Genomic DNA, 25,911 nt, shown 5'->3' on the forward strand with positions numbered 1-25,911 from the left:
AACACACCTGTTTATAATACATTGAATATTTTATAACAGGTTATTTTTAACTACATTTGTAGGTAGGTTTCTTTTGTTCTATTCAAAAAAATGAACAAACAATCCTGTAATATTAAAAAATTTAAATACTATATGGAAAGACCACTTATTCTGGTTACTAATGATGATGGAATTACAGCGCCCGGCATCAGGAATCTAATTAATTTTATGAATGAAATCGGAGAAGTTGTTGTAGTAGCTCCAAATTCTCCTCAAAGCGGAAAAGGTCATGCCATCACCATTAATTCTACCTTAAGCTATGAAGAGGTCACTCTTGATGGCCCCCAGACTGACTATTCCTGTAGCGGAACACCCGTGGATTGTGTAAAGATGGCTCTTGATAAGATCCTGAAAAGAAGACCTGATATTGTCGTTTCGGGAATTAATCATGGAGCCAACTCGTCAATTAATGTCATTTACTCAGGAACCATGTCTGCGGCTGTAGAAGCAGGAGTAGAAGGCATTCCTGCCATTGGATTTTCATTACTTGATTTCAGCTGGGAAGCAGATTTTACCCAGGCTAAAGAATATATTCAGAATATTGTAAGAAGAACATTGGAAAATCCAATGCCTAGAGGAATAGTTCTTAATGTTAATATCCCTAAGCTTCCTGCAGAAGAAATCAAGGGAGTAAAAAGTCTGTAAACAGGCTCATGCGAAATGGGAAGAAAGCTTTGATGAAAGAATAAATCCGCATGGTAAAAAATATTACTGGCTTACAGGGTATTTCAACAATATGGATGAATCTGAAGATGCAGATGAAACGGCTTTGGCAAACGGATATATTTCTATCGTACCCGTGAAGTTTGATCTTACTGCGTATGAATATATGAAAACCTTGGAAGAAGTAATGGTTTTTGACACTGTAAAAGAGTCTAAATAATACTGTTATTTAAAATAGAAAAGCGTGAAATTTGATTTCACGCTTTTTTTTATCTCACGCAGATTATACAGATAACACAGATTTCATTTATGTGCAATCATCTGTGAAGTGGGAAAATTAAATTCTTTGATTAATCACAGATTTTTGCAGATAATCACAGATGTTTACGCGTAAAAATATAGAAATTCAATAGAAAGACCAATTTACTTCTATGTTAGAATAATACCTTATCTTCTTTTCTCAGTTCTTCTAAATAACTTTTTTTATCATCCCTGTAGAAAAGGTTCATGGTTTCAAACGGAATTAGCTTCAAATCCTTGTTGACGATATGAACACATGATTTTTTTACGGCACGAACATCAAAATCATGGGCGTCCATAAAATTCATAATAATAATTCTGAATAGATTATCATAATCCAAATCAGGGGCACATACTTCAGGAAGACAGCACAATAACTGGTTCACTTTAGGCTTTACTTTATCTACAGAAATCCCTGTACTGAATATATCAAGCAACTGCATGTGAAGTCCTGTATCCTGTTCATAGACAATCGTATTTCTGGATTCATTGTTCAATAGGTCTGCAGGATTAATATACCGTGTCAAGGGAATAACTTCACCTCCAAGTTTTAATATATAGCCCATTGCCAGCGCATCAGGGTTGCATGGAACCGGAATGATATCATCTGAATTTAAAAGTGGAAACTGATTAAGGATTTCTTGCCGGACCTCCGTTAATGTAATTTTCTCCCGCGCAGAATCATCCCTGTTTCTTCCTGCTATTTCCACCGGTTGGAACGTAATTCCTCTTACACATTTCTGCTTCAGCGCAAATTCAATAATTTTCCCGATTTCATCAATATTTTTTCCTTTTTGCAGAACAATAACTAATGTCGTGGAAAGATTAAGTTCATTCAGCTTTTCAAGAGCTTTCATACGGACAGAGGTAAGGTCTTTTCCCCTGAAATCCTCCAGTACTTCCGGCTTAAAAGAATCAAACTGAAGATATACCTCAAATTCGGGAGCATAAGTAGCCAGTTTTTCTGCAAAACCAGGATCATTGGCAATCCTTATCCCATTGGTATTAAGCATCAGGTGTTTAATGGGTTTGGATTTTGCGATATCCATAATTTTGAAGAACTCCGGATGAATGGTTGGTTCTCCTCCACTGATCTGAACAACATCAGGCTCGCCTTCATTCTTTACAATGACATCAAACATGGCTTCTATTTCCTCCAGGCTTCTGTGACTGCCATAATGCGGAGAAGACATGGCATAGCAGGTAGGACAGGTCAGATTACACCGGTCTGTAACTTCCACAATCGAAAGACAGCTGTGTTGCTCATGATCTACGCAAAGCCCACAATCATAGGGACACCCGTATTCTACATCCGTTCCAAACTGAAGGGGCATCTCTGAAGCTTTATTATAATTCCGGATGTTTTTGTAGTAATGAACATCTGAAGCTATTTTGGTTTTAAAAAAAACCATGCTCCGGACATCTTTTAGTCATAAAAACAGCTTCATCTTCTATGATGATTTTTGCTCCCACCCTTTTAAGACATTCCGGGCACAAGCTGATTGTATAATCGTAATAAGTATAATTTCTTATGGGCATAATTAAGTTTTAAAATCCTCCACCACAGATATATCCGCTGATCAGGCCACAGACCAGCAGGCATATTAACATGGTTTGTATAAATTGTTTTTTACTGAATTTCCTGTCTCCCTTCCACTCATAAATGAGTTTCACTACGAAGGTAGCAATCACCGAAATAAATAAGGCACCTAAAATGATTATTCCAATGATCATAATGACAACTCCGGCAAGGTTGCCAGCTTCTAAAATGGTTAAAGTTTTCATCTTGAATATTTTAAATATAAAGACCGGGTGTTTTTAATCTGATAAATGTAGTAAATAATAACACATAAACATACCAGCTGAATGGTGCCGAGATTTCCTATGATTTCTATCCGGGGTTTGATAAAATCCAGAAAGAATCTAAAGATAAAATAGCTCAGCATAAACAGCTGAAAGATAAAACCGGAACGGTGTTTCTTCTGATTCTGAATATATTGCAGTACAATCCAAAGCATCATTAAAAACCCGATTTCGTAAAGGGCAACCGGATGTCTCAGGTACTGATCACCCAGGTGCATCCCAAAGACCGATCTGGTGGGAATGCCATAGGTTTCTTCATAGATTCCTGTAAGAAAACAGCCTATTCTTCCTATTATCATCGCAAACATTAAGGGAAAAACAATCAGATCTCCTGTACTTTCCTTGTGGTGTACTATTTTTTTCGCCAGCTCTACCCCGATTAGCCCAAAGGCAAGGCCTCCAACAATCGTATTATTAGACCAGAATTTCCGAATACTGAAGTTTTCAAACAGGACATAAGGATTTTCCAGGTTTCCGATTAATTTGGAGCCTATTAAAGCGCCTGCTGTAGCTCCGATTAAAACTGCAGCAGAAGTGTTGAAAGACAATTTCTCTTTGGATTTCCGCTTAAGATAGAAATAATAGCGCATTCCCAAAAACATTCCAACCGCTTCAAATAGAGGATGAGCAAGAACCGTTTTACCGAAAATATGAAAAGTTACAGGAAAATCCATTGCCTCAAAAATAATCCATTTCAGAATATTTACTACCTTTATTCTGATAAATAATTATAAAATGCGCATAGAATATGACATAAAACTGGGGTTTAAGGATGTAATGTTCCGTCCGAAACGGTCTACATTAAAATCCCGTTCTGAAGTAAATCTTGAAAGAGAATTTACATTCCGACATACCAAGAAAAAATGGAAAGGTATTCCGGTGATTGCTGCCAATATGGATACGGTAGGAACTTTTGAAATGGCCGCTGAACTTGCTAAAGAACAGATTATCACTGCCATTCATAAGCATTATACTCCTGAGGAATGGAGCCGTTTCCTGGAAAGCCAGCCGGAAAGTATCCATCAATATATTGCCCTAAGCACCGGAACGGGAAAAGCTGATGAAGAAAAAATCAGGCACATCCTTGAAAAGCATCCGAAAATCGAGTTTCTCTGTATAGATGTGGCAAATGGTTATTCTGAGCATTTCGTTGACTTTGTGAAGCGGGCAAGGGCCAATTTTCCGGATAAAATCATTATTGCCGGCAATGTGGTTACAGGAGAAATGGTAGAAGAGCTTCTGCTGGTAGGGGCAGATATTATTAAAGTAGGAATAGGGCCAGGCTCAGTGTGTACTACCCGTGTAAAAACAGGAGTGGGATATCCTCAGCTTTCTGCTATTATTGAGTGTGCTGATGCTGCTCATGGATTAGGCGGCCATATCATCGCGGATGGAGGCTGTAAAGTTCCCGGAGACGTAGCGAAAGCCTTTGGTGGTGGCGCAGATTTTGTGATGCTGGGCGGAATGTTTGCCGGCCATGATGAAAGCGGCGGAGAAATGATTGAAGAAAATGGTAAAAAATACCGTTTATTTTATGGGATGAGCTCTAAAACAGCTATGGATAAACATTCCGGAGGCGTAGCAGAATACCGTGCTTCTGAAGGAAAAACTGTAAAAGTAGCCTATAAGGGTCCTGTTTCGGAAACCGTGAAAGATATTTTAGGTGGGGTACGTTCTACGTGTACGTATGTGGGAGCTTCCCAATTGAAGGAACTTTCTAAACGAACTACATTTATCAGGGTCCAGGAGCAGGAAAACCAGGTTTTTAATTGATCCCCTCAAAGATTTTGCTGATAAAGCAGATTCCGGAAAATAATAACAGAGGCCTTACAAATTGTAAGGCCTCTTTATATTTTTAAGTTAACATTCCTCCGTCTACGTTAAGCGTCTGTCCGGTAATGTAAGATGACATTTCACTTCCTAAGAAAACGCAGGCATTGGCTACGTCAACTGGTTTTCCTCCTTTCTTCATCGGAATCCCTTCTCTCCATTCCTGAACTATTTTTTCATCTAAAACAGCAGTCATTTCCGTTTCAATAAATCCCGGAGCAATAGCATTACATCTGATATTTCTGGATCCTAATTCTAAGGCCACAGATTTTGTAAATCCGATAACACCGGCTTTAGATGCGGCATAATTGGCTTGTCCTGCATGTCCCTGTATACCAACTACTGAAGTCATATTAATGATAGAACCTGCTCTTGCCTTCATCATCGGCTTGATCACCGCTTTTGTAAGGTTGAAAACTGAATCAAGGTTTACTTTAATCACCTGATCCCAATCTTCTTTAGACATTCTCAATAATAGATTATCTTTTGTAATCCCTGCATTATTTACCAGAATATCAATCTGTCCAAACTCTGCCATTACTTCTTCTACCAATTTTTTGAGCAGCATCATAATCTGATGCGTCAGACTGATATCCTTTGATTTGGGTTACAGAACTTAAAGCTGCTTCTAATTCTTTAGCTTTGTCTACAGAACCGGCATAAGTAAATGCTACTTTTGCCCCTTGTTGAGCATACAATTCAGCAATACCCTTCCCGATTCCTCTTGTAGCTCCGGTAATTAGTGCTACTTTTCCTTCTAATAATTTCATATCTCTTGACGATTATTTTTTTTATAACTCATTCAGCCAGTGACAGCTGACTTACTTAGTATCATAATTCCTTTTCAGAATTAAACGGTTTGCAAAGATATTATAAATTGTCATTCAATACCTTTAAATCATTAAAATACTGTATTATTTTATTTATTTTTTGCTGTTTTATTGAAGCTGTTCTGATCTGTCTCTAAATCTTGTGAAATAAATGAAGTCTGATTTTTTATCTTTTTCCAATCTTAAGACTTCCTTCATCCAAAAATACTTATCATAAACAATCTCTCTCAATGGTTCATTCTGGAAGTTTGAAACACCATACTTTTCCTCTTTTTTTACAACAATTTCGTTTTCAGAATTTTCAAAAGCAATAATATCTTCATACACAAAAGGTACAATTTCCATTCCTTTCCCATTCAGGACCCCAAAAAGGTTGTCACTGTTTTTGCATACAAGAGGCTTTGAATACAGGTTAAGCGGATTAAAATATTCAAAGTCCTGGTTCTTAATGTACCGGATATTTTTTAATTCAATTACAGACTGGTCGGATACTGAAAATGTATAGTACGTATTTTCTTTTTTTTATGACCAGATTATCCGGATAAAATCCAAGGATTTCAGTTCCTTCACCTATAATATTTTTGAGTGTCTTGTCCAGAAGCTGTTCTTCTCTTCCTTTTTTAAGATAAATAAACTCCCTTCCTGAAACTGTAAATGCTTTAATAAAATCATATTCCTGAGGGAAAATTATACTTCCCTGCAGGTCTACAATTCCTGTCTTTTTAGACTTTTCATTATACACTGCGAACAGATTATTCAGCAAAGGGTTTAAATAGGTAAAACTGCTGGGATAAAGTTTCTGGTCTTTTTTGTTAAAAACCGTTGTTTTATTATTTTTGGTCAGGTAGATATACTCTTTTTTACCAAAATATTCCGGGGTAATATCTTTAAAGATTTCATCCGCTAAAGTATTTCCCTGTATATCAATCAGCCCATACTTTCCGGTCACATTATTTTTAGTAATCAGATATGGATAAGCACTGATATCCTGAACCTTTTTTGAAAATGTATGCAGCGTTTCCCCATTCAGCCCGATAATCTCACTTTGCCCCTCTTCATTGATGATTAATGCTTTTCCGTTTTCAAAACTGTAGGCATCTTTAAATTCCCTCCCGCTAAGCTGCTTACCCTTATTATCATATAACAGCCATTTTTTATCTTTCAAAACAAAAAACCTGTCCTTCCCCGAAAGTCTTATTTTTTCTGAATAGGGAATAATTTCCTTTCCATTATAATCATACACAGCCTCCTTCCGTTCTTTGGAAACAATAATCCATTTTTCACTCTGCCAGGGGGTATCGAAATCCTGATTGCCCAATGGAATAATCTCATTTCCTTTTTCATCAATAATTGCTGATTTTACTTTGTTATTATCTTCAGATTTTAAAATAAACCTGTTTTTGAAAATATGAGATATGCTTCCTTTATAAGGGGATTCAAAGGTAATGGCCCCCAAAGAGTCTACAATACTTCCTTTTTTTGAATCAGGATCATACACTGTACCATATCCTTCAGAATATGAGGTTACTGTCTTTCCTGTTTTTTTGGATAAAAGAATCCTGGTGTATTGATTAGTCTGTGCTGTACAAACTATAGAACACAAAACAAATACTAATTTTTTCAAGAATAATTAAATAGAATTATTGACAATAAGAACAATTTCTCCTTTTAAAGTTTTACTCTTGGAGAATTCAATTAACTCATTGATAGTCCCTCGTTTAGTTTCTTCAAATTTTTTAGAGATTTCCCTGCTTAGACTCACTTTTGTTTCTTCTCCAAAGAACTCTTTAATCTGCTCCAAAGTTGTATTAATCTTATGAGGACTTTCATAGAGAACAATCGTCTTTTTTTTCTTCAGCAAGCTGTTTCAGCCTGGTTTGCCGCCCTTTTTTCTGGGGTAAAAATCCGGCAAACAGGAACTCATTATTAGGCAGTCCTGAAACTACCAAAGCCGGAATCAGGGCTGTAGCTCCCGGAAGGCATATCATTTCAATATTATGATCTGCTCCCGCTTTAGCCAAAAGGTATCCCGGATCTGAAATTCCGGGTGTTCCGGCGTCAGTAATGATGGCAATATTCTGACCGTTTTTAAGGTCTGTGATTACTTTCTCTGTTACCTGATGTTCATTATGCAAATGATATGATTTCAAAGGTTTGGAGATTTCAAAATGTTTTAAAAGTATTCCCGAAGTTCTGGTATCTTCACATAAAATATAGTCTACTTCTTTAAGGACATTCACTGCCCTGAAAGTCATATCTTCAAGGTTCCCTACGGGTGTGGGAACAAAATAAAGGATTCCGCTCAAATTTATAAGAATTTATTTTCTACCAATATCCAAAGTCTCTGTGCATATTCATCCACTTTATTCCATTTTCTTTCATAATAAAGATCACTCAGATACTCTTTGGCTTCCTCCAGTGTTTTAAAATGGTTGAGCTGGGCCACTGTATCATTCAGGTCAGCCTGGCTTCCTTCAAACAACATTTTTGAAAAGGCAATTCTGTCATTCAGATCCAGTTTAAATTCAGGTTTCGGCTTTTCCGATTCCATGTATTGGGTAGGAACATTAGTTTTCAGAATACTTCCTGTGTCTTCTTTGGCTAAAGGATTTTGTTTTTCTTCAGGAATTTTCCTTTCCAAATGATCATCATCAAAAAGACTCTGAACGATTTTCAGTCCTTTGATATTGGCTAATTTTATTTTTTTCTCCTGATTATATTCTTCTAAGTTTTCAAAACTTTTATCAGAAGCATGTTTATCTGTTTCTTCCGGAACAGGTTTGTCTATTTCTATAATTTTTCTTCTGTCATACACTTCGGCAAGAATGCTTTCTTCTTTTACCTCTTCCGTTGCATGATCATTCTTTATTTCGCTCAGGATATTGTCTACATTGGAGGTTTCAGTAGCCATTTCTCCCTGCTCTATAGAGATATTGGCAGTAACAAACTGCTCTTCACTTTCTTCAATGAGGATTTCATCTTCCAGCATTTCAGTATCAAAAATACTTGGAATAGTCTCAGTAAGTTTAGATTCAGGAATGGTTTCCTCTTTTGCCTTTACTTCCGATTCAGCCGCATCGTCATCTATTTCATTCAGTTCATTATTGAATATTGCTTCTTCCTCGGTTACGTTTTCATTAAACATATCCTCATTGATATCTTCGTCCGAATCAGGCGTTGAGTCAGCCAGAATCTTTTCCTCATCTATAAAGCTGAAAACTGCTCCTGAATGAACAACCCGTTCGCTTTCATCAATCTCATTCAACTGATTATTGAATATCGCTTCTTCCTCGGTAGTTTCCTGATAAGACTTTTTTTTGCTGGTTGCTTTCCTCATGGTTTTCTTCTACGAAGTTGACAATATTTTCGTGGAGTTCGTTTTCCACAATTTCATTCAGTTGATGATTGAAAACCTCTTCTTCTTCAATTTCATTTGTGAAATTTTCATGTTCATGCTCATCTATTTCGTTTAGCTCATTATTAAAAATGGCTTCCTCTTCGGTCACTTCATGATGATCGGTATCTGTGGAAGTAAAAGATACATTATGGTTTTCCAAATGCTGAAAAGAATCTTCAGTTATGAAATATTCTATATTTTTTTTCCAGCAGTTTCAAAAAAGAAATCCTGTTAGCAAGCTCATCCACAAGATCTTGCCTGGAAAGTAATTCGTCTACATTGTTTATTTTGTCCAGATTATCAATGATATTCTTGGCTTCAAAAAAAATCTTTTCCTTTAAATCTTGGATATTTTGCATAATAAGATTCTTATTAAAATTCCTTACTTTTGATGTTAAAAATATACGGCTAATTTAACAAATGTTTTTAGAAAATACAATTAATCATTCCAAACAAAGCGGTTGGATGGAAGTTATCTGTGGCTCTATGTTTTCGGGGAAAACAGAAGAATTGATCCGGAGATTAAGAAGAGCAGAAATGGCGGGGCAAAATGTGGAAATTTTCAAACCAAAGCTGGATACACGGTATTCTGTAGAGGATGTGGTTTCCCATAACCAGAATAAAATACGCAGTACCGCAGTAGAAAATCCCAATGAAATTCTCCTGCTGGCTTCCCATTGTGATGTGGTAGGAATAGATGAAGCACAGTTTTTTTGATGAAAGCATTGTTGATATTGCCAATCAGCTTGCCAATAGCGGCGTAAGAGTAGTTGTTGCAGGGTTAGACATGGATTTTTTAGGACGTCCGTTCGGTCCCATGCCCAATCTCATGGCTACAGCAGAATATGTGACAAAAGTGCATGCTATTTGTAAGAGAACAGGGAATCTCGCCAATTATTCCATGAGAACCTCAAAAGGAGATGATCTTGTGGAATTGGGTGAAACGGAAAGCTATGAAGCTGTAAGCCGCCGGGTTTTTATTGACGAAGTGCTTTCGAAAAGGAAGTAGCAAAAATAGCTAACGGCAAAAAGGCTGAATGTAACAAAACATAACATTATATTTACTATAAAAATGAAAGGGAAAAGCAGCCATAAAATTTCAAAAAGAGTTGTCTTATAATAAGTCATTTCTTAACAGTTTTACGGTTTTGCAATTTCGCTTAAAATAAGGAGAAAGGGTACCAATGAACTATACCGTACAACATATTGCAGAAATCACCAACGCACAGGTAATGGGTGATAAAAATTTAACGATTAAAAATATAGCTTTCGACAGCAGGATTATTTATTCCACAAAAAATACTGCTTTTATTGCTATCAACACCCATAAAAATTCCGGTGAAAAATTTGTTGAAGCTGCCATTCACAGAGGTATCAGTATCATTATTTCCGAACATTATGATCCCCAATTCGAAAATATTACATGGATCATTGTTGAAAATTCCATAGAATTTCTTCAAAAATTAGCCAAATATCATTTTGAAAATGCCCAATTACAATCTATCGGAATTACGGGAAGTAATGGAAAAACCATTTTAAAAGAATGGCTTTATCAATGTCTGTGGAATGAATTTCCAACAGTAAAAAGCCCCAAAAGTTTTAATTCACAAATCGGTCTGCCTCTTTCCCTGCTTCAAATCAACAATACCCATAAGCTTGGAATTTTTGAGGTCGGAATCTCTCAGCCTGATGAGATGGATAAACTGGAAAATATTTTTCATCCGCAAATCGGTTTATTAACTCATATAGGAACTGCCCATGCGGCCAACTTTTCCTCGGAGGAGGAACTTGTGGATGAAAAGATCAAGCTCTTTAAAAATTCCGAAGTCATTATTTATAACGGAGACAACCTCCTGGTATGTCAAAAAAATAAAAAAATTATATTCAGATAAAAAAATTAATTTCCTACGGACTTAAAAAAGAAAATCAGGTTTTCATCAAAAACAATATTTCCAGGGATGAGCAAATTATTGTTCAATATTTTGGTGAAGAAATAAGTTTTCCGGCCCATCAGAGAGACGAAGCTACATTAACCAATGCTCTGGCGCTTATTACCGTCTTAAAGGAGTTACATATCGAAAATAAAAAGATCGTCGAAAAAATCAACCTTTTAAAAGCCGATTGAAATGAGGCTTGAAGCGATTGAAGGAATTAAGAATAATATTGTTATTAACGATTCTTTTAATCTTGACCTTGATTCTCTCAAGACTGCCCTGCAATTTCTGAATGAATACAATAAACCAAAGAAATCATTAGTCTTAACGGATATTGTAGGAGTGAGTGCCAATTCCAGAGAATTGTATGAAGAGGTTTCTGAACTGGTGAATGAACAAAATTTTTGATTCTGTTTTTCTGATCGGTGATGAAATATCAAAATTTAGTGAATTATTTAAATCTAAAACCTATACTTTTATTGATACCAGAGAACTCATTGAAAGTAAACACCTTTCTGAAATAGAAAACCAGATTATTCTTCTGAAAGGAGCAAGAAAATTCGAAATCGAAAGGCTGAAAGATATTCTTGAACTCAGAAAGCATGACACCGTTTTAGAAGTTAATCTAAATGCCATTCTGCACAATATCAATTATCACAAATCATTGCTCAAGCCGGAAACCAAGATGATGGCTATGGTAAAAGCCAATGCGTATGGATTAGGAAGTTATGAAGTCTCTGAGTTTTTACAGCATCATCATATCGACTATCTTGGAGTAGCATATGTTGACGAAGGTGTTGAGCTTCGTAAAAAAGGGATAACCACTCCTATTATAGTAATGAACCCTGAGCAGCACAGTTATCAGACCATTATTGAATACAACCTTGAGCCGGAAATCTATAGTTTCAGGGTATTGGATTTATTTTATGAAGCAGTGCAGAAATCAGGGTATGATAAAAAATACCCTATCCATATAAAACTGGAAACGGGAATGCACCGTCTTGGTTTTAAAGATTTTGAATTAGATCTGTTGAGTGAAACTTTAAGTGGAAGAAATCTTAAAGTACAAAGCCTGTTCAGTCATTTATCTTCATCCGATATGCCTGAAGAAAAGGAATTTACCTTGAAGCAGCTGGACATTTTTGAAAAGAACTCCACTTATCTGATAGAAAAGCTGAGCTACACTCCTATCCGTCATATTCTAAATTCATCAGGCATTACCAGCTATACCGCACATCAATATGATATGGTGAGAATCGGTATCGGAATGCTTGGAGAATCTCCTGACGGTGAAGTACAGAAACAATTACAATCTGTAGTGAGTTTTAAAACTGTAATTTCTCAGATATCTATGGTTGAAAACGGAGAATCTGTAGGGTACAGCAGAAAATTTAAAACAGATCATCCTACTAAAATTGCCACCGTTCCCGTTGGCTATGCAGATGGTATCCCAAGATTAATAGGAAACCAGGTAGGAAACTTAGGCGTTAATAAAATGCTTGCTCCTATTGTTGGAAATATCTGCATGGATATGATGATGATCAATATTGAAAACATTCCTAATGTAAAGGAGGGTGACACTGTTACCGTCTTTAACGCAAAACCAAGTTTAAAAGAATTCGCAGGCTACTGCAAAACGATAACCTATGAAGTATTAACCTCCATTTCACCCCGGGTGAAACGGATTTATATAAAAGATTAACTATGAGAAAACTCCTGACTCTTCTCTTCGTATTCCAATTGCTTTTGATCCATTCCCAGGTAAAAAAGAATTTAGTGATCCCGAAAAACCCTAGAATTGGGCTATCGCTTGCCGGTGGTGGGGCTAAAGGTTTTTCTCATGTCGGAGTACTTAAGGTGTTAGACTCATTAGGAGTAAAAATAGATTATATCGGAGGAACAAGTATGGGTGCCATTGTAGGTGGACTATACGCTTCAGGGTATTCCGGGAAAGAAATAGAAAAAATCGTTATGGATACCGATTTTTATTCTCTGATTATGGATCCTAAATCCCGGCAGGAAGCCAGCTTTTTTAATAAATCCGTAGATAAGTACCTTTTATCCATTCCGCTAAAGAATGGCAAGATAACCCTTCCCTCTTCCATCAGTACCGGACAGCGAAATGTATACTTACTGAAAGAGCTTTTTAAAAAATGTTTCCAATATAGAAGATTTTTCCAAATTACCGATTCCCTTTTTTTGTGTAGCTACCAATCTGGAAAGCGGGAATATGCAGATTTTTGAAAAAGGGGATCTTGTACAATCCATTATGGCAAGTTCTGCATTTCCATCATTAATGGATCCGGTTAAAATCGGAGACAGTATTTATATTGATGGAGCTATGACGGTCAATTATCCGTCAAAGCCATTAAAGGACAAAGGAATCGATATTGTTATTGGAGTGGACCTGAACCAGGATCTTTCAAAAAGAGAGGATTTAAACAATATTATTGCCATCCTGAACCAGGTTATTGATTTTGGGATAAAAAAGGATACAAGAAAACAATATAAGTATACAGACATCAATATCAAACCCAATCTGAAAGGGATGTCTGCTACAAGCTATGACGATAAGAAAAAAAATTCTGGACAGCGGCTATGTGGAAGGTTTGAAATATACCCAAATACTTGATCAATTGCCTAAACGTTCATTTGATCGCCTCAGGCAACGTGTAAATCCCATATATTCCAATGTTTATAAGATAGATAGTATTTCTATAGAAGGAAGCAAGATCTATGGTAAAAACTATACTTTAGGTAAAATGGGACTACGTCTTCCTTCCCTCCAGACTTATGGAAGCATCAACAAAATGATTGATAAGCTTGTTGCAACGAATAACTACCGGTTTATTAATTATGATATCGTACAGGAGAATGACGCCAATTATCTAAAGCTATATGTCACCGAGGATGATACCCGTCATTTTTTAAAGTTCGGGTTACATTACGATGAAGTTTTCAAAACCGGGCTTCTTCTGAATTATTCTGCAAAGAGACTTTTATTTAAAAATTCAAATCTTTCCGTAGATGTTATTGTTGGAGACAGGCTCAGATATTATCTGAATTATTTTATTGACAACGGATATATACCGGGGTTCGGTATTTACTCTTCCGGAATGAGTTTTGATCTGAAAAACGTAGACAATAATGTCATAGACAAATGGGAATGGTCCAGAAATGAAGCTTATATACAGTCTGTCTGGAAAGATAAGTATGCAATTGGTGGTGGTATAAGCCATGATTATTTCAGAGCGGAAATTAACGGCGAAAATATACGATACGGGCGTTTTTTCTGAATCCCTACATATTTTTAAAAAAGCGATACTCAGGATGATAAGGAATTCCCTACAAAAGGTGTCTATTTTTCTGCTGAGGGAAAAGTAATTGATCTTTTAAAGTCTGAGCTAGATAAAAGAATCGTCCAGGTAAAGGCAGATCTTAGGGTAAATATTCCTTTAGGAAAACAATTTACTTATCGTCTTAATTTATTTGGAGGAATCACAATCGGGGAACATTTGCCTCAATATTACCAGTATAGACTAGGTGGAATTTTTGAGCAAAATATTATTAATTTCAAAAGTTTCGGAGGATTTTATTTTGCACAGCTACATACCAATAATGTGATACTCGCTTCTAATGATATTCAATTCAGATTCAATAAAAATTATTTCATCAGTGGGAATTTCAGCTTTGCAAACCTTTCCAATGATATTAAATTTGAAGATGCAGTTAAAGTAAATTATAGCTCTCTTGGAATTACGGCAGGATACAAATCTCCTTTCGGGCAGATTAAAGTAAATTTCAGCCACTCACTTAAAAACAATCAAAAAGGCATATTCAGTGTTATTTTAGGACACTGGTTTTAATACAATGATACAATTTTTTTACGAAAACTTACCCGAGTCGGTAAGTAATGATTACAAAAAATGGCTGGAAGACCTTATTCTTTCAGAAGGAAAAAAGCTTGGAGAAATCAATTACATTTTCTGTGATGACGAATATCTTTTGAAGATTAACCAGGATTATTTACAGCATGATTACTATACGGATATCATCACTTTTTGATTATGTAAAAGGTAAAACAATAAGCGCAGAGATTTTCGTATCTTTGCAGCGCATTTCTGACAATGCCTCTACTCTTTCCAAAGATTATGAAGAAGAATTAAGAAGAGTATTAGCCCATGGAATTTTGCATCTTGCAGGCTATAAAGACAAGACAGAAGAGGAAGAGAAAGAAATGCGGAGAATGGAAGATCTGTACTTAGCCAAATACAGGGATTTAAAGATTTAAAATTAAATTATCACTTAAAGTCCGATATCTAAAGTACTCAATTATAGCAGTAATATAAGTTTATCTGCAGTACATTCTTCAAAAATGTTTCACGTGAAACATTAATAAAAAAGATAAAGTATAAAGCTTAAATAAGCGCGATAAAATGATTTCAGAAATATATGACGTAATCGTAGTAGGTGCAGGACACGCAGGTTGTGAAGCAGCAGCAGCAGCAGCTAATCTGGGTTCAAAAACACTATTGATTACAATGAATATGCAGACCATCGGACAGATGAGTTGCAACCCCGCAATGGGTGGAATCGCAAAAGGTCAAATCGTAAGAGAGATTGATGCCATGGGAGGATACTCCGGAATTGTAGCAGACAAATCAGCTATTCAGTTCAAAATGCTCAACCTCTCAAAGGGTCCCGCAATGTGGTCTCCAAGAACCCAGAATGACAGAATGCTTTTTGCAGAAGAATGGCGATTAGCATTAGAAAATACCCCCAATCTTGATTTTTTTCAGGATATGGTAAAACAGCTTATTGTTGAAAATAATAAAGTAACCGGAGTTATAACTTCCCTGGGAATTGAAGTCAAAGGAAGATCAGTTGTACTCACAAACGGAACATTCCTTAACGGATTAATTCACGTTGGAGATAAACAACTAGGTGGAGGAAGAATGGGTGAACCGAGAGCATTCGGAATTACCGAACAATTGGTAAGCTTAGGTTTCGAAGCCGGAAGAATGAAAACCGGGACCCCACCAAGAGTAGACGGAAGAAGCCTGGATTATTCAAAAATGGAAGAACAAAAAGGAGATGAAAATCCTCAAAAGTTCAGCTATCTTGACACTCCTAAACTCACAAAACAATTAAGCTGTCATATCGTGTATACAAACGAAACCGTGCACGATATTTTAAGAGAAGGCTTTGACAGAAGTCCCATGTTCAATGGAACAATTCAGAGCTTAGGCCCGAGATACTGCCCGAGTATTGAAGATAAAATCAATCGTTTTGCAGAAAGAAACAGACATCAGCTTTTTGTGGAACCGGAAGGATGGAAAACGGTAGAAATCTATGTAAACGGTTTCAGCTCTTCTCTTCCTGAAGATGTACAGATCAAAGCAATGAAACATATTCCAGGATTTGAAAATGTAAAAGTTTTCAGACCAGGTTACGCTATTGAGTATGACTACTTCCCTCCTACTCAGCTAAAGCATACCTTAGAAACAAAATTGATAGACAATTTATACTTTGCCGGTCAGATCAACGGAACTACAGGGTATGAAGAAGCAGCAGGACAAGGACTAATCGCAGGTATCAATGCCCACAATAAAGTTCATGAAAAAGAAGAATTCATTCTTAATAGAGATGAAGCCTATATTGGGGTTCTTATCGATGATCTTATTACAAAAGGAACAGAGGAACCTTACAGAATGTTCACATCACGTGCTGAATACAGACTTCTTTTAAGACAGGATAACGCAGACATCAGGTTAACAGAAAAAGCATTTCAGCTGGGACTGGCAAAAGAAGAAAGATTAAGAAAAGTAGAAACAAAACTATCTGAAAGTCAACAACTTGAAGAGTTTCTTCGGGAAACTTCTTTAAAACCAGGAATTATCAACCCTATCCTGGAATCTATAGAAAGCAGCCCGGTAGATCAGGCATACAGAGCCGCTCAGATCCTTACCAGACCTAACATGACTTTAGCAAAACTGGATGAAATTGAAGCCATTAAAGAATTTTCTACCCAATATAGTGATGAAGTAAGAGAGCAAGCAGAAATTAATATCAAATATAAGGGGTATATTGAAAAAGAAAAGGAAAATGTAGCTAAACTGAACCGTTTGGAAAATATTAAAATACCAGATGATTTCGACTACTCTAAATTATCCAGTCTTTCGGCGGAGGCAAAACAGAAGATGTCTAACGTACGTCCCAAAACTATTGCACAGGCGGGAAGGATAAGTGGTGTTTCTCCGGCCGATATAAACGTTTTACTAGTGTATTTAGGCCGTTAAAAAATTAATGTTTCACGTGAAACATTTTAAAATTTAAAATAAAAATTAAGGTATTTATGAAGCGATATCAGCTTTTTGAATATCTTAATTTTTAATATAATAGCAAACAACTTCAATGAAAATAAAGGATCATTTTCTTTCACAGGAAATATTTGAAATCAAAGAAACAGAAACAAAAGGCGTTTTTTAAAACTTCTCCTGTTCCATCTGATATTTCAAGGTACTATGAGAGCGAAGATTACATCTCCCACCATCAGGATTCAGGAAGTCTCAAAGAAAAGCTTTATAAATTCCTTCAATCTTTCAATCTGCAATACAAAAAAAATATTCTGATAGATAGAATAAAAAAAGGATCCAGAGTTCTGGACTATGGATGTGGAGCCGGGGAATTTGTAAAATATATTGAAACTGATTTTGAAACTTTTGGTTTTGAGCCGGACTCAGATGCCAGGAAAGCCGCAGAAGGAAAAATAGCAAAAGCTATTATTCTGAATGATATTCACAAAATTGAAAATCAGAGTCTGGATGCCATTACTCTTTGGCATGTATTTGAACATATTGAGAATCAGGATGAAATGCTCAATATTTTTCATACGAAATTAAAAGAAAAAGGATTGCTTATTATTGCTGTTCCCAACCCTACTTCTTATGATGCTCAACATTATAAAGAATATTGGGCTGCTTATGATGTACCCAGACACATCTACCATTTCTCTAAAAACGGAATGGAAAATTTAATTTCAAAGAAACCAAACTGGAAAATGAGAAAAATCAAACCTTTAGTCCTAGATGCCTATTACATCTCCATGCTAAGCGAAAAATATAAAAAATCACCGCTTTTTTGGCTAAAAGCAATGATCTACGGAACAATTTCGAACATAAAGGCTCTTTTTTCAAACGAATTTTCAAGTTTGATATATATTATCGAAAAAAAATAGAAAATCGATTTTTAAGCCATTTCTGAAGGTCAATTTTCGACATTTCTAACTAAAAATTCTAAAAACTCAGGAAATTTACTCCTGAGTTTTATTTTTATCCGGATATACCAAATGGGTGAATTGAATAAAATTTAAAATTGAAATACAAAACTTGCACTTTATACTCCCCTACCCTGTTTAGCCTAATTAAAAATAATTTCTACCCTTTAAAAAAAGATTGATCAGGATTAAAAGACAATTAATAGAAATAGGAATAACTGCTCAATCACATTGTTGTAAAACATGTTCATAAGTTATCTGAAAAATCTTTAACAGTAAAAGATTATTTGTTTGTATTAAAATAAAAGCTATTATTTGAAATAACTAACCATCCCCCTACTCTATAATTTATAAATTTTAAAAAAAGTTTAGAGACTTGTTAAATTCTAATAAAATAATAAGAACAAAAATAACTAGGCAGAAAAAATAATTTTTAAAATTTTCTGAAATAAAATCTCAGAAAAATAAAATGCCTTAAACTCACACTTCAATAGAAAAAATATAAAATTTATCCTTAACCAAAAAACAAGCTTTGAAAATTTTTCATAAGTTGACTATTCAATAAAAAGGCATGAAAAAAAATTAAATTCCAAGAACAAAAATCTAATAAATAAAATGAATAAAGAATAGTAGAAAACAATAGCACTATAGAATATTATATAATCCAAAAAACAGAAATATTGAGCAATACTCACAAAAAATAAAATAAAATTATTTTACTTTTTGTAAAAATGAGCTTCTTAATCATTATAACTTATAATTATAACATATTAGAAAATGAAATACATTCATTGTAAGTAAACAGCTTTGCACAGAGATTTTTCACAGGGAAAGTAATCAAAAATAACAGAAACAGGAGAAAACATTTCCTTAAAAAATTTTATTATATTGACTAGAGAAATAGGAAAAATATAAATAATTAATACAGGATGTATTTCGTTACAAGCTATCAAAATGACACTATATTTGTAATAAAATTATGAATATAAGAATAAAAACAGATAGAACAGAAAGAAATAAAATGGTAAAAGAAGTGAGAATGAGGCCCATTTTTGCCTTTTTTCTCCGTAAAATAAGAATACTGAAACAGCAGGTTTGGGTTTCAAAACAATAAAAAACCTGCTAATAAAATTAGCAGGCTATACTGTTGATGGTTCTTCATTAATTGTTTATTGCAGCTACTCCCGGAAGCTCCAATCCTTCAAGACTTTCAAGCATTGCTCCACCTCCGGTAGAAACATAACTTACTTTGTCAGAATATCCGAATTGCTTAACGAAAGCAACACTATCCCCTCCCCCTACCAGAGAGAAAGCTCCTAACCTTGTTGCCTCAGCAATACTATCTCCAAGAGCTATTGTTCCACCCGCAAAGTTTGACATTTCAAAAACCCCGATCGGACCGTTCCAAAGAATTGTTCTGGAATTTAAAAGTACATCATTGAACTGATCTCTGGATTTGTGGCCTGCATCCAATCCCATCCATCCTTCAGGAATTGCATAGATGTCAGCTTCTTTTTTTTCTGCATCATTACTAAAGCTTTCAGCAATAATAGCATCAGAAGGAAGATATACTTTTACTTTGTGTTCTTTTGCTTTTCCTAAAATCTCCAGCGCTAAAGGAAGCTTATCTTCTTCTACCAATGAATTTCCGATCTTGCCTCCAAGTGCTTTAATAAATGTAAATGCCATCCCACCTCCGATAATTAAATTGTCTACTGCAGGAAGGATATTTTCTATAATGGTAATTTTAGTTGAAACCTTAGACCCTCCCAGAATAGCTGTAACAGGTCTTTCTCCTTTTTTTAGTACTTTGTCAATAGCTTCAAGTTCCTTAGCCATTAATAAACCGAAATATTTAGTTGAAGGAAAGAATTGAGCAATAACAGCTGTTGAAGCATGAGCCCTGTGTGCAGTTCCGAAAGCATCATTTACATAAGCATCTCCAAGTTTTGAAAGTTTTTCAGCAAACCCTTCATCACCTTTCTCTTCTTCATTATGAAAACGAACATTCTCCAGTAATAAAATTTCACCGGGCTTCAGTTCAGAAGCAGCTTTTTCTGCCTTCTCTCCTACACATTCATCAACAAATTTCACTTCATGCCCAAGAACGGCAGAAACTTCCCCTACTATATGTTTAAGAGAAAATTCATCTTTTACCTCCCCTTTTGGTCTTCCAAGGTGGGTCATTAAAATGACAGAACCGCCATCATTAAGAATTTTCTCTACCGTAGGTTTCACTGCTACGATTCTTGTATTATCTGTTACTTTAAGCTGATCATCTTGCGGAACATTAAAGTCCACTCTTACCAAAGCTTTCCGATCTCTGAAATTGAAATCATTGATTGTTTTCATATGTAGATTTATTTTTTTGGTTTCATGAAATCTTGCTTATCCGTTTTGTCTGCCTTTGGCAAACCCGGGCAAGCCCGATTCCACAAATTCATTGAATTTTCGTTTCACAAATGTAAGGTTTTAAACTTTTTCAACAGATCCATTGAAATAAAAGTTTTCAAAAACTTTCCCCAACCCCATTCACCCATTAATCAACAATTTTTTCTCTTAAAAAAAAAAGAATAATGTAGTTGTTGTTATGTATTGTTAGTTTCGGGGATAAGTTTTAGCTTAAAAGTTTATCACAAATAGTTTTTACTCAATTCATATTTAACTCACATTATAAATCTCTGTAAACCTGCTGTTTTATTGACTTATTAACAACTGTGGATAACTTTGATCTAAAGCAGTTATTAGTTATTTTACTATGGAAAAATCTGGGGATAGCTGAAGAAAACCTCCGGAAAGTTGTGATAAAATATTTCAGGAAGATTTTCTATTACGAAATAAATTCATCTTTAAAAATAGAAAGTTGAGAAAAGTTTTCCACACTTATTAACATACCTTTTCACAATTAACTCCCGGTTTACTAACACGAATTGTTATTATTCTTACCTTTGTAAGGAAATAAAATCTAAAAAGGCTTAATTCAAGTATTATGAAAAGAAAAATTGCTATTGCAGCGGACCATGCAGGCTATGAATATAAGGAGATTGTTAAAAACTATCTTTCAGAACGATTTGAAGTTCAGGATTTTGGAACGTTTTCCACAGACAGTGTGGATTATCCGGACTTTGTACACCCTGCCGCAACCTCTGTGGAAAACGGGGAAAATGAACTCGGAATTTTAATCTGCGGAAGCGGAAACGGTGTTCAGATCACAGCGAATAAACATCAGAAAATAAGATGTGCATTATGCTGGATGCCGGAAATTGCTACACTGGCAAGACAACATAACGACGCCAATATGATATCTATGCCGGCAAGATTTATCTCAAAAGAGCTGGCGATTGAAATCGCTGATAAATTCCTTTCAACAGAATTTGAAGGTGGAAGACACCAGAACAGAGTTGATAAAATTGCTGTTTGCTAAATATACAAGGCTTGTACATTATATGGCAAGCCTTATTTATTTTTTATTCGTACATTTGGTGTCCGATAGAAATTATATTCTATTTTTCTTCAGAACCTTTTCATATTGTAATAAAAGGTTTTTTCTCTTTTCTTCCCCAGATTTGTAGTAAATTTATACAAACTAAAGCTCCTGTTCTAAGTAAATGGAAAAGGATTTGCATGTAATTTATACATATTAAGTAACAAAAAATTGAATTACCTTTATAGATATATAGAGAAACTTGGAATATGGGATGTTTATTAGACCCAAACAATTTAAAAGAATTAAAATGCCAAAAAAAAGAAAATATATAAGTCATAAAAATGATTTAAAACTAATGGAGATCGGGAGACTGATCCTCCGTTTTATGAACGCCAATGCCTCCAAAATTTATAATTATAAACAGATTGCCGACGGGATAGATTATAAGAACCCAAGGCAGCGTGAACTTGTCATCCAGGCCCTGCACAAATTGCAGGCTTCCGAAAAAATCAAGGAAGTGGAAAAAGGCAAATATATTGTGAATTTGAAAATTGCCGGAACACTAACCGGGATTATCGATTTCAATCAAACCGGTAATGCTTATGTAAATGTAGAAGGTGTGGAAGATGACATCTTCATACATTCAAGAAATGTGAAAGATGCTCTTCAGGGAGATAAAGTTCTTATTATAACTTATCATTATAAAGGAAAAAAACTTGAAGGTTCCGTTCTGGAAGTTTTAGAAAGAAACAGAACGGAGTTTGTAGGAACTTTCCAAAAAGTAGCTCACAAGGATTTCGGTTTTGTTGTTTGTGATAAAAAAACAATCAATACGGATATTTTTATTCCGAAAACCAAATTCAATAGCGCGGAAGATGGAGACAAAGTCATTGTAAAAATGACCGAATGGAAACCCGGAGATAAAAACCCTGAAGGCGAAATTATTCAGGTGCTGGGAGCCCCTGGAGAACATGAGACGGAAATCCACTCTATTCTTGCTGAATATGGCCTACCCTATGAATTCCCTAAAGAAGTGGAATTGGATGCAGATAGGATTGACAGGAGAATTACCGATGAGGAAGTAGCCAAGCGTTGGGATATGCGTGATATCTGTACATTTACAATAGACCCTAAAGATGCCAAGGATTTTGATGATGCCTTATCCATCAGAAAATTAGAGAATGGTAACTGGGAAATCGGGGTCCATATTGCGGATGTTTCCCATTATGTGGTTCCGGGAACCATTCTGGATGATGAAGCTTATCAGAGAGCCACTTCAGTTTATCTGGTAGACAGAGTAGTTCCGATGCTGCCTGAAGTGTTGAGTAATGACGTTTGTTCACTCCGTCCGAACGAGGATAAATATACATTTTCAGCGGTTTTTGAATTGAATGACCAGGCAGAAATCCAGAAACAATGGTTTGGAAGAACAGTAATTCATTCCGATAGAAGATTTACGTATGAAGAGGCGCAGGAGCGTATAGAAACCGGAGAAGGAGATTTAGCCGAAGAAATTAATACATTAGATAAACTGGCTAAAATCATGCGCCAGGAGCGTATCAGAAAAGGAGCTATTACTTTTGACCGGAGTGAGGTAAGATTCAATCTGGATGAAAATAATGAGCCGATCGGGGTATATTTCAAGATCAGTAAAGATTCTAACCATTTGATTGAAGAATTTATGCTTCTGGCCAATAAAAAAGTATCCGAATTTGTCTCTTTAACAAGAAAAGGAGAAATTACTAATAACACCTTTATTTATAGAATCCATGATGATCCGGACCCTGCAAAACTGGAAGCATTGAGAGACTTTGTTTCCACATTCGGTTATAAAATGAATCTTGCCAATACCAAAAAAGTAGCGGAATCCCTGAATAAACTTCTTCACGATGTAAAAGGAAAAGGAGAAGAAAACATGATTGAAACTTTGGCGATGAGAAGCATGAGTAAAGCGGTATATTCTACAGAACCTATTGGCCATTATGGTCTTGGCTTCGAATATTATACCCATTTTACCTCTCCTATCCGTCGTTATCCGGATTTGATTGCCCACCGTTTGCTTCAGCATTATCTGGACGGAGGAAAGTCTCCAAGCAAGCCTGAACTTGAAGAAAAAGCAAAACACTGTAGTGCAATGGAAAGGCTGGCAGCAGATGCTGAGAGAGATTCCATTAAATTTATGCAGGTGAAGTTCATGGAAAAACACATTGGTGAAACTTTCACAGGAGTGATCTCAGGAGTAGCTGAATTCGGTTTCTGGGTAGAAATCCCGGAAAATGGTGCAGAAGGTTTGATTAAATTGAGAGATCTGGTAGACGATTCTTATATGTATGAAGCAAAAACCCATGCAGTTTACGGAGTCAGACATGGAAAAAAATACCAATTAGGTGATGAAGTGCAGATCAAAGTTGTAAAAGCTAATCTGATCCAAAAGCAATTGGATTTCAAAATTGTTGATTAGTAATCCGATGATATCATACAAAGAGGTTGTTCTTATTCAGAACGGCCTCTTTATTTTTATAAAAATTCTGAAAAAGTGGCTGTGTTATTCATTTGGAATCAGGTACTTCCCTTTTCCCATTCTCAGCTTCCTTTCTGAAATCCCTTTCTAAAATTGCCATGAAAATAAAGTTGATAAGTAACAACTTTATTGAATAATTAAATCATAAAGTCTAACTTTGTATTAAACGGAATGAAATTTATTTCATTTAAATTATATTAAATGCTAGAACTTGTATTATCTGCCATCATATTAGGATTCATGCTGAGTCTCGTTTTCATAGGGCCTATTTTTTTCCTGCTTATTGAAACCAGCTTTTCCAGGGGACCCAGACATGCTTTGGCATTGGATCTTGGTGTTATCAGTGCAGATTTGCTGTGCATTGTAGCAGCTTATTATGCCAGTTCAGATATTGTGACATTAATTGATAAACATCCCGGATTTTACAGAATTACATCTATTCTTATTTTTGTGTATGGAATTGTCATGCTGGTCACCAAAACCAAAATGCATATGCCAGGGGAAGAAAGGATTATTGGTCAAAATTATTTTAAGACCTTTTTTAACGGGTTTTTCTTCAACCTTTTAAATGTAGGAGTTATCCTTTTCTGGCTGGTAACGGTGATTTCCGTAAGGAATCAATATCCGGATACCAGCAGTTTTATTTTATACATCAGCATTGTATTGGCCACTTACCTATCGATTGATCTTGCTAAAATATTCCTCGCAAAACAATTCCACGATAAACTTACCCAGAAGCTGGCTAACCAGATTCGGAGAGTCGTTGGAGTTATCCTTATAATTTTCAGTTTCTTTATCTTTTTACAGAGTTTTAAAAAATTCAACCAGTTTGAAAGACAATTGGAAGAAGCAGAAAAGAAAGAAGTAAAATACCAAAAGACAAAATGAGAAAAAATATCTTTCCGAAATCCCTTAAAAAAGGAGATAAAATTGCAGTTATTTCCCCCGCGGGAGCCGTTGATGCCCTTCAATTGGAAAAAGGAATCAAAATGATTAAAGATAAAGGTTTTGAACCTGTTCTCGGGGAACACCTTTATGCTAAATATTCAAACGGATATAATTACGCCGGCACAGAAAAAGAGAGAATAAAAGATATCAACTGGGCTTTAAATGATAAAGAAATCGGAGCTATATGGGCATCCAGAGGCGGATATGGTTGTCAGCATCTTATCCAGCATTTAAAGCTAAAAGGATTCACGGAAAATCCCAAATGGTATATCGGTTACTCTGATAATACAGTAATACAAAGCTATCTTTTGAAAAAAGGTTTTGTATCTGTTCATGGACAGACTATCAAAAACGTCGAGTTTCGGAGTCACAGAAGAGAGCTATGATTTAATTTTTGATATCTTAAAAGGCAAAAGTCCAAAATACAGCTTAAAACCACATCATTTTAATAAAGAAGGCAATATCGAAGGTGAATTGATTGGAGGGAATTTAGCCCTCATTTATGCTCTTCTGGGAACGAAATATTCTTTTGATTTTAAAGGTAAAATTTTATTTATCGAAGATATAGGTGAAAACTTCTATGCACTGGATCGTATGATCATGAGCCTCGAACTTGCAGGAGTTTTTAATACGATCAAAGGGCTCATTGTAGGTGGAATGACGAATATGGGAGATGAAAAGGATAATAAAAACTATGAAGAAAGCTTTGATGAGTTTGCCTATAAGTTGATCTCTGAAAGAATTTCAAAATATAAATTTCCAGTCGTATTTGGCTTTCCGAATGGTCATATTAAAGACAACAGACCTCTCTTAATAGGTGGGAAAGCTAAGATAAAAATGGATAGTAAGGTAAAAATAGAATTTTGATACTTCTCCCACTCTA

General features: G+C 35.5%; 15 protein-coding genes and 10 pseudogenes. 14 read left to right on the forward strand and 11 right to left on the reverse strand.

What is annotated here, in order from left to right:
* Positions 1–132: 132 nt before the first annotated feature.
* Positions 133–922: pseudogene (surE, locus tag HX13_RS14905) on the forward strand (5'/3'-nucleotidase SurE).
* 214 nt (positions 923–1,136) lie between these two features.
* Here surE and HX13_RS14910 read toward each other — a convergent pair.
* From HX13_RS14910 to HX13_RS14920, 3 genes and pseudogenes are all read right to left on the reverse strand, one after another.
* A pseudogene (locus HX13_RS14910) lies at positions 1,137–2,541 on the reverse strand (radical SAM protein).
* Between the two features lie 9 nt (positions 2,542–2,550).
* A complete protein-coding gene (locus HX13_RS14915; protein ID WP_050021752.1) occupies positions 2,551–2,787 on the reverse strand; it encodes a hypothetical protein in 237 nt (78 codons plus the stop codon).
* Positions 2,784–3,539: a prolipoprotein diacylglyceryl transferase gene (locus HX13_RS14920; protein ID WP_050021753.1), complete on the reverse strand. Its 756-nt coding sequence runs from the start codon at positions 3,537–3,539 to the stop codon at positions 2,784–2,786. Before HX13_RS14920 ends, HX13_RS14915 begins: the two co-directional genes overlap by 4 nt.
* 61 nt (positions 3,540–3,600) lie before the next feature.
* Between HX13_RS14920 and HX13_RS14925 the strand changes: the two genes are divergently transcribed.
* On the forward strand, positions 3,601–4,638 hold the full coding sequence (locus HX13_RS14925) for a GMP reductase (RefSeq protein ID WP_050021754.1): 1,038 nt from the start codon (positions 3,601–3,603) through the stop codon (positions 4,636–4,638).
* An 82-nt stretch (positions 4,639–4,720) separates the two neighbouring features.
* Here the strand turns inward: HX13_RS14925 and fabG are convergent.
* The 7 genes and pseudogenes from fabG to HX13_RS22820 all read right to left on the reverse strand — a co-directional run bounded on the left by fabG (position 4,721) and on the right by HX13_RS22820 (position 9,281).
* Positions 4,721–5,465, reverse strand: a pseudogene (gene fabG / locus HX13_RS14930) (3-oxoacyl-[acyl-carrier-protein] reductase).
* A gap of 168 nt (positions 5,466–5,633) precedes the next feature.
* Entirely contained in the window at positions 5,634–5,870 is a 237-nt protein-coding gene (locus HX13_RS14935; protein ID WP_050021755.1) for a hypothetical protein, read from the reverse strand.
* A 124-nt stretch (positions 5,871–5,994) separates the two neighbouring features.
* A complete protein-coding gene (locus HX13_RS14940; protein WP_157837455.1) occupies positions 5,995–7,128 on the reverse strand; it encodes a WG repeat-containing protein in 1,134 nt (377 codons plus the stop codon).
* A gap of 27 nt (positions 7,129–7,155) precedes the next feature.
* Positions 7,156–7,831 (reverse strand): annotated as a pseudogene (rsmI, locus tag HX13_RS14945) (16S rRNA (cytidine(1402)-2'-O)-methyltransferase).
* Between the two features lie 2 nt (positions 7,832–7,833).
* Positions 7,834–8,862: a hypothetical protein gene (locus tag HX13_RS14950; RefSeq protein ID WP_128572438.1), complete on the reverse strand. Its 1,029-nt coding sequence runs from the start codon at positions 8,860–8,862 to the stop codon at positions 7,834–7,836.
* A complete protein-coding gene (locus tag HX13_RS22815) occupies positions 8,795–9,082 on the reverse strand; it encodes a hypothetical protein (protein ID WP_185113610.1) in 288 nt (95 codons plus the stop codon). Before HX13_RS22815 ends, HX13_RS14950 begins: the two co-directional genes overlap by 68 nt.
* Positions 9,083–9,098: 16 nt before the next feature.
* Positions 9,099–9,281 carry a hypothetical protein gene (locus HX13_RS22820; protein WP_185113611.1) on the reverse strand — a complete coding sequence of 61 codons (183 nt, stop codon included), beginning with the start codon at positions 9,279–9,281 and terminating at the stop codon, positions 9,099–9,101.
* Positions 9,282–9,342: 61 nt separating this feature from the next.
* Here HX13_RS22820 and HX13_RS14955 point away from each other — a divergent pair.
* The 8 genes and pseudogenes from HX13_RS14955 (at position 9,343) to HX13_RS14980 (ending at position 18,093) form a co-directional block, all read left to right on the forward strand.
* Positions 9,343–9,931: pseudogene (locus HX13_RS14955) on the forward strand (thymidine kinase).
* Positions 9,932–10,106: 175 nt separating this feature from the next.
* Positions 10,107–12,558 (forward strand): annotated as a pseudogene (locus tag HX13_RS14960) (bifunctional UDP-N-acetylmuramoyl-tripeptide:D-alanyl-D-alanine ligase/alanine racemase).
* A gap of 2 nt (positions 12,559–12,560) precedes the next feature.
* Positions 12,561–13,100, forward strand: a complete 540-nt coding sequence (locus HX13_RS26400; RefSeq protein WP_410493138.1) for a patatin-like phospholipase family protein — start codon at positions 12,561–12,563, stop codon at positions 13,098–13,100.
* A complete protein-coding gene (locus HX13_RS26405; protein ID WP_410493139.1) occupies positions 13,087–13,488 on the forward strand; it encodes a patatin-like phospholipase family protein in 402 nt (133 codons plus the stop codon). Before HX13_RS26400 ends, HX13_RS26405 begins: the two co-directional genes overlap by 14 nt.
* Before the next feature lie 178 nt (positions 13,489–13,666).
* Positions 13,667–14,722: pseudogene (locus tag HX13_RS26410) on the forward strand (hypothetical protein).
* A gap of 4 nt (positions 14,723–14,726) precedes the next feature.
* Positions 14,727–15,147: pseudogene (gene ybeY, locus HX13_RS14970) on the forward strand (rRNA maturation RNase YbeY).
* Positions 15,148–15,292: 145 nt separating this feature from the next.
* Positions 15,293–17,155 carry a tRNA uridine-5-carboxymethylaminomethyl(34) synthesis enzyme MnmG gene (gene mnmG / locus HX13_RS14975; RefSeq protein ID WP_050021757.1) on the forward strand — a complete coding sequence of 621 codons (1,863 nt, stop codon included), beginning with the start codon at positions 15,293–15,295 and terminating at the stop codon, positions 17,153–17,155.
* Positions 17,156–17,270: 115 nt separating this feature from the next.
* Positions 17,271–18,093 (forward strand): annotated as a pseudogene (locus tag HX13_RS14980) (class I SAM-dependent methyltransferase).
* A gap of 1,200 nt (positions 18,094–19,293) precedes the next feature.
* On the opposite strand, the gene HX13_RS14985 reads toward HX13_RS14980, so the two are convergent.
* A complete protein-coding gene (locus tag HX13_RS14985; RefSeq protein WP_050021758.1) occupies positions 19,294–20,484 on the reverse strand; it encodes a phosphoglycerate kinase in 1,191 nt (396 codons plus the stop codon).
* Between the two features lie 637 nt (positions 20,485–21,121).
* On the opposite strand from HX13_RS14985, the gene rpiB reads away from it, so the two are divergent.
* From rpiB to HX13_RS15005, 4 genes and pseudogenes are all read left to right on the forward strand, one after another.
* On the forward strand, positions 21,122–21,556 hold the full coding sequence (gene rpiB, locus HX13_RS14990) for a ribose 5-phosphate isomerase B (RefSeq protein ID WP_050021759.1): 435 nt from the start codon (positions 21,122–21,124) through the stop codon (positions 21,554–21,556).
* A gap of 310 nt (positions 21,557–21,866) precedes the next feature.
* Entirely contained in the window at positions 21,867–24,020 is a 2,154-nt protein-coding gene (rnr, locus tag HX13_RS14995) for a ribonuclease R (RefSeq protein ID WP_050021895.1), read from the forward strand.
* A 261-nt stretch (positions 24,021–24,281) separates the two neighbouring features.
* Positions 24,282–24,968: a LysE family translocator gene (locus tag HX13_RS15000; protein WP_050021760.1), complete on the forward strand. Its 687-nt coding sequence runs from the start codon at positions 24,282–24,284 to the stop codon at positions 24,966–24,968.
* A pseudogene (locus tag HX13_RS15005) lies at positions 24,965–25,895 on the forward strand (LD-carboxypeptidase). Before HX13_RS15000 ends, HX13_RS15005 begins: the two are co-directional and overlap by 4 nt.
* Positions 25,896–25,911: the final 16 nt, after the last annotated feature.

The sequence above is a fragment of the Chryseobacterium sp. P1-3 genome (genome assembly GCF_000738495.1).
GTDB classification, from domain to species: domain Bacteria; phylum Bacteroidota; class Bacteroidia; order Flavobacteriales; family Weeksellaceae; genus Chryseobacterium; species Chryseobacterium gallinarum.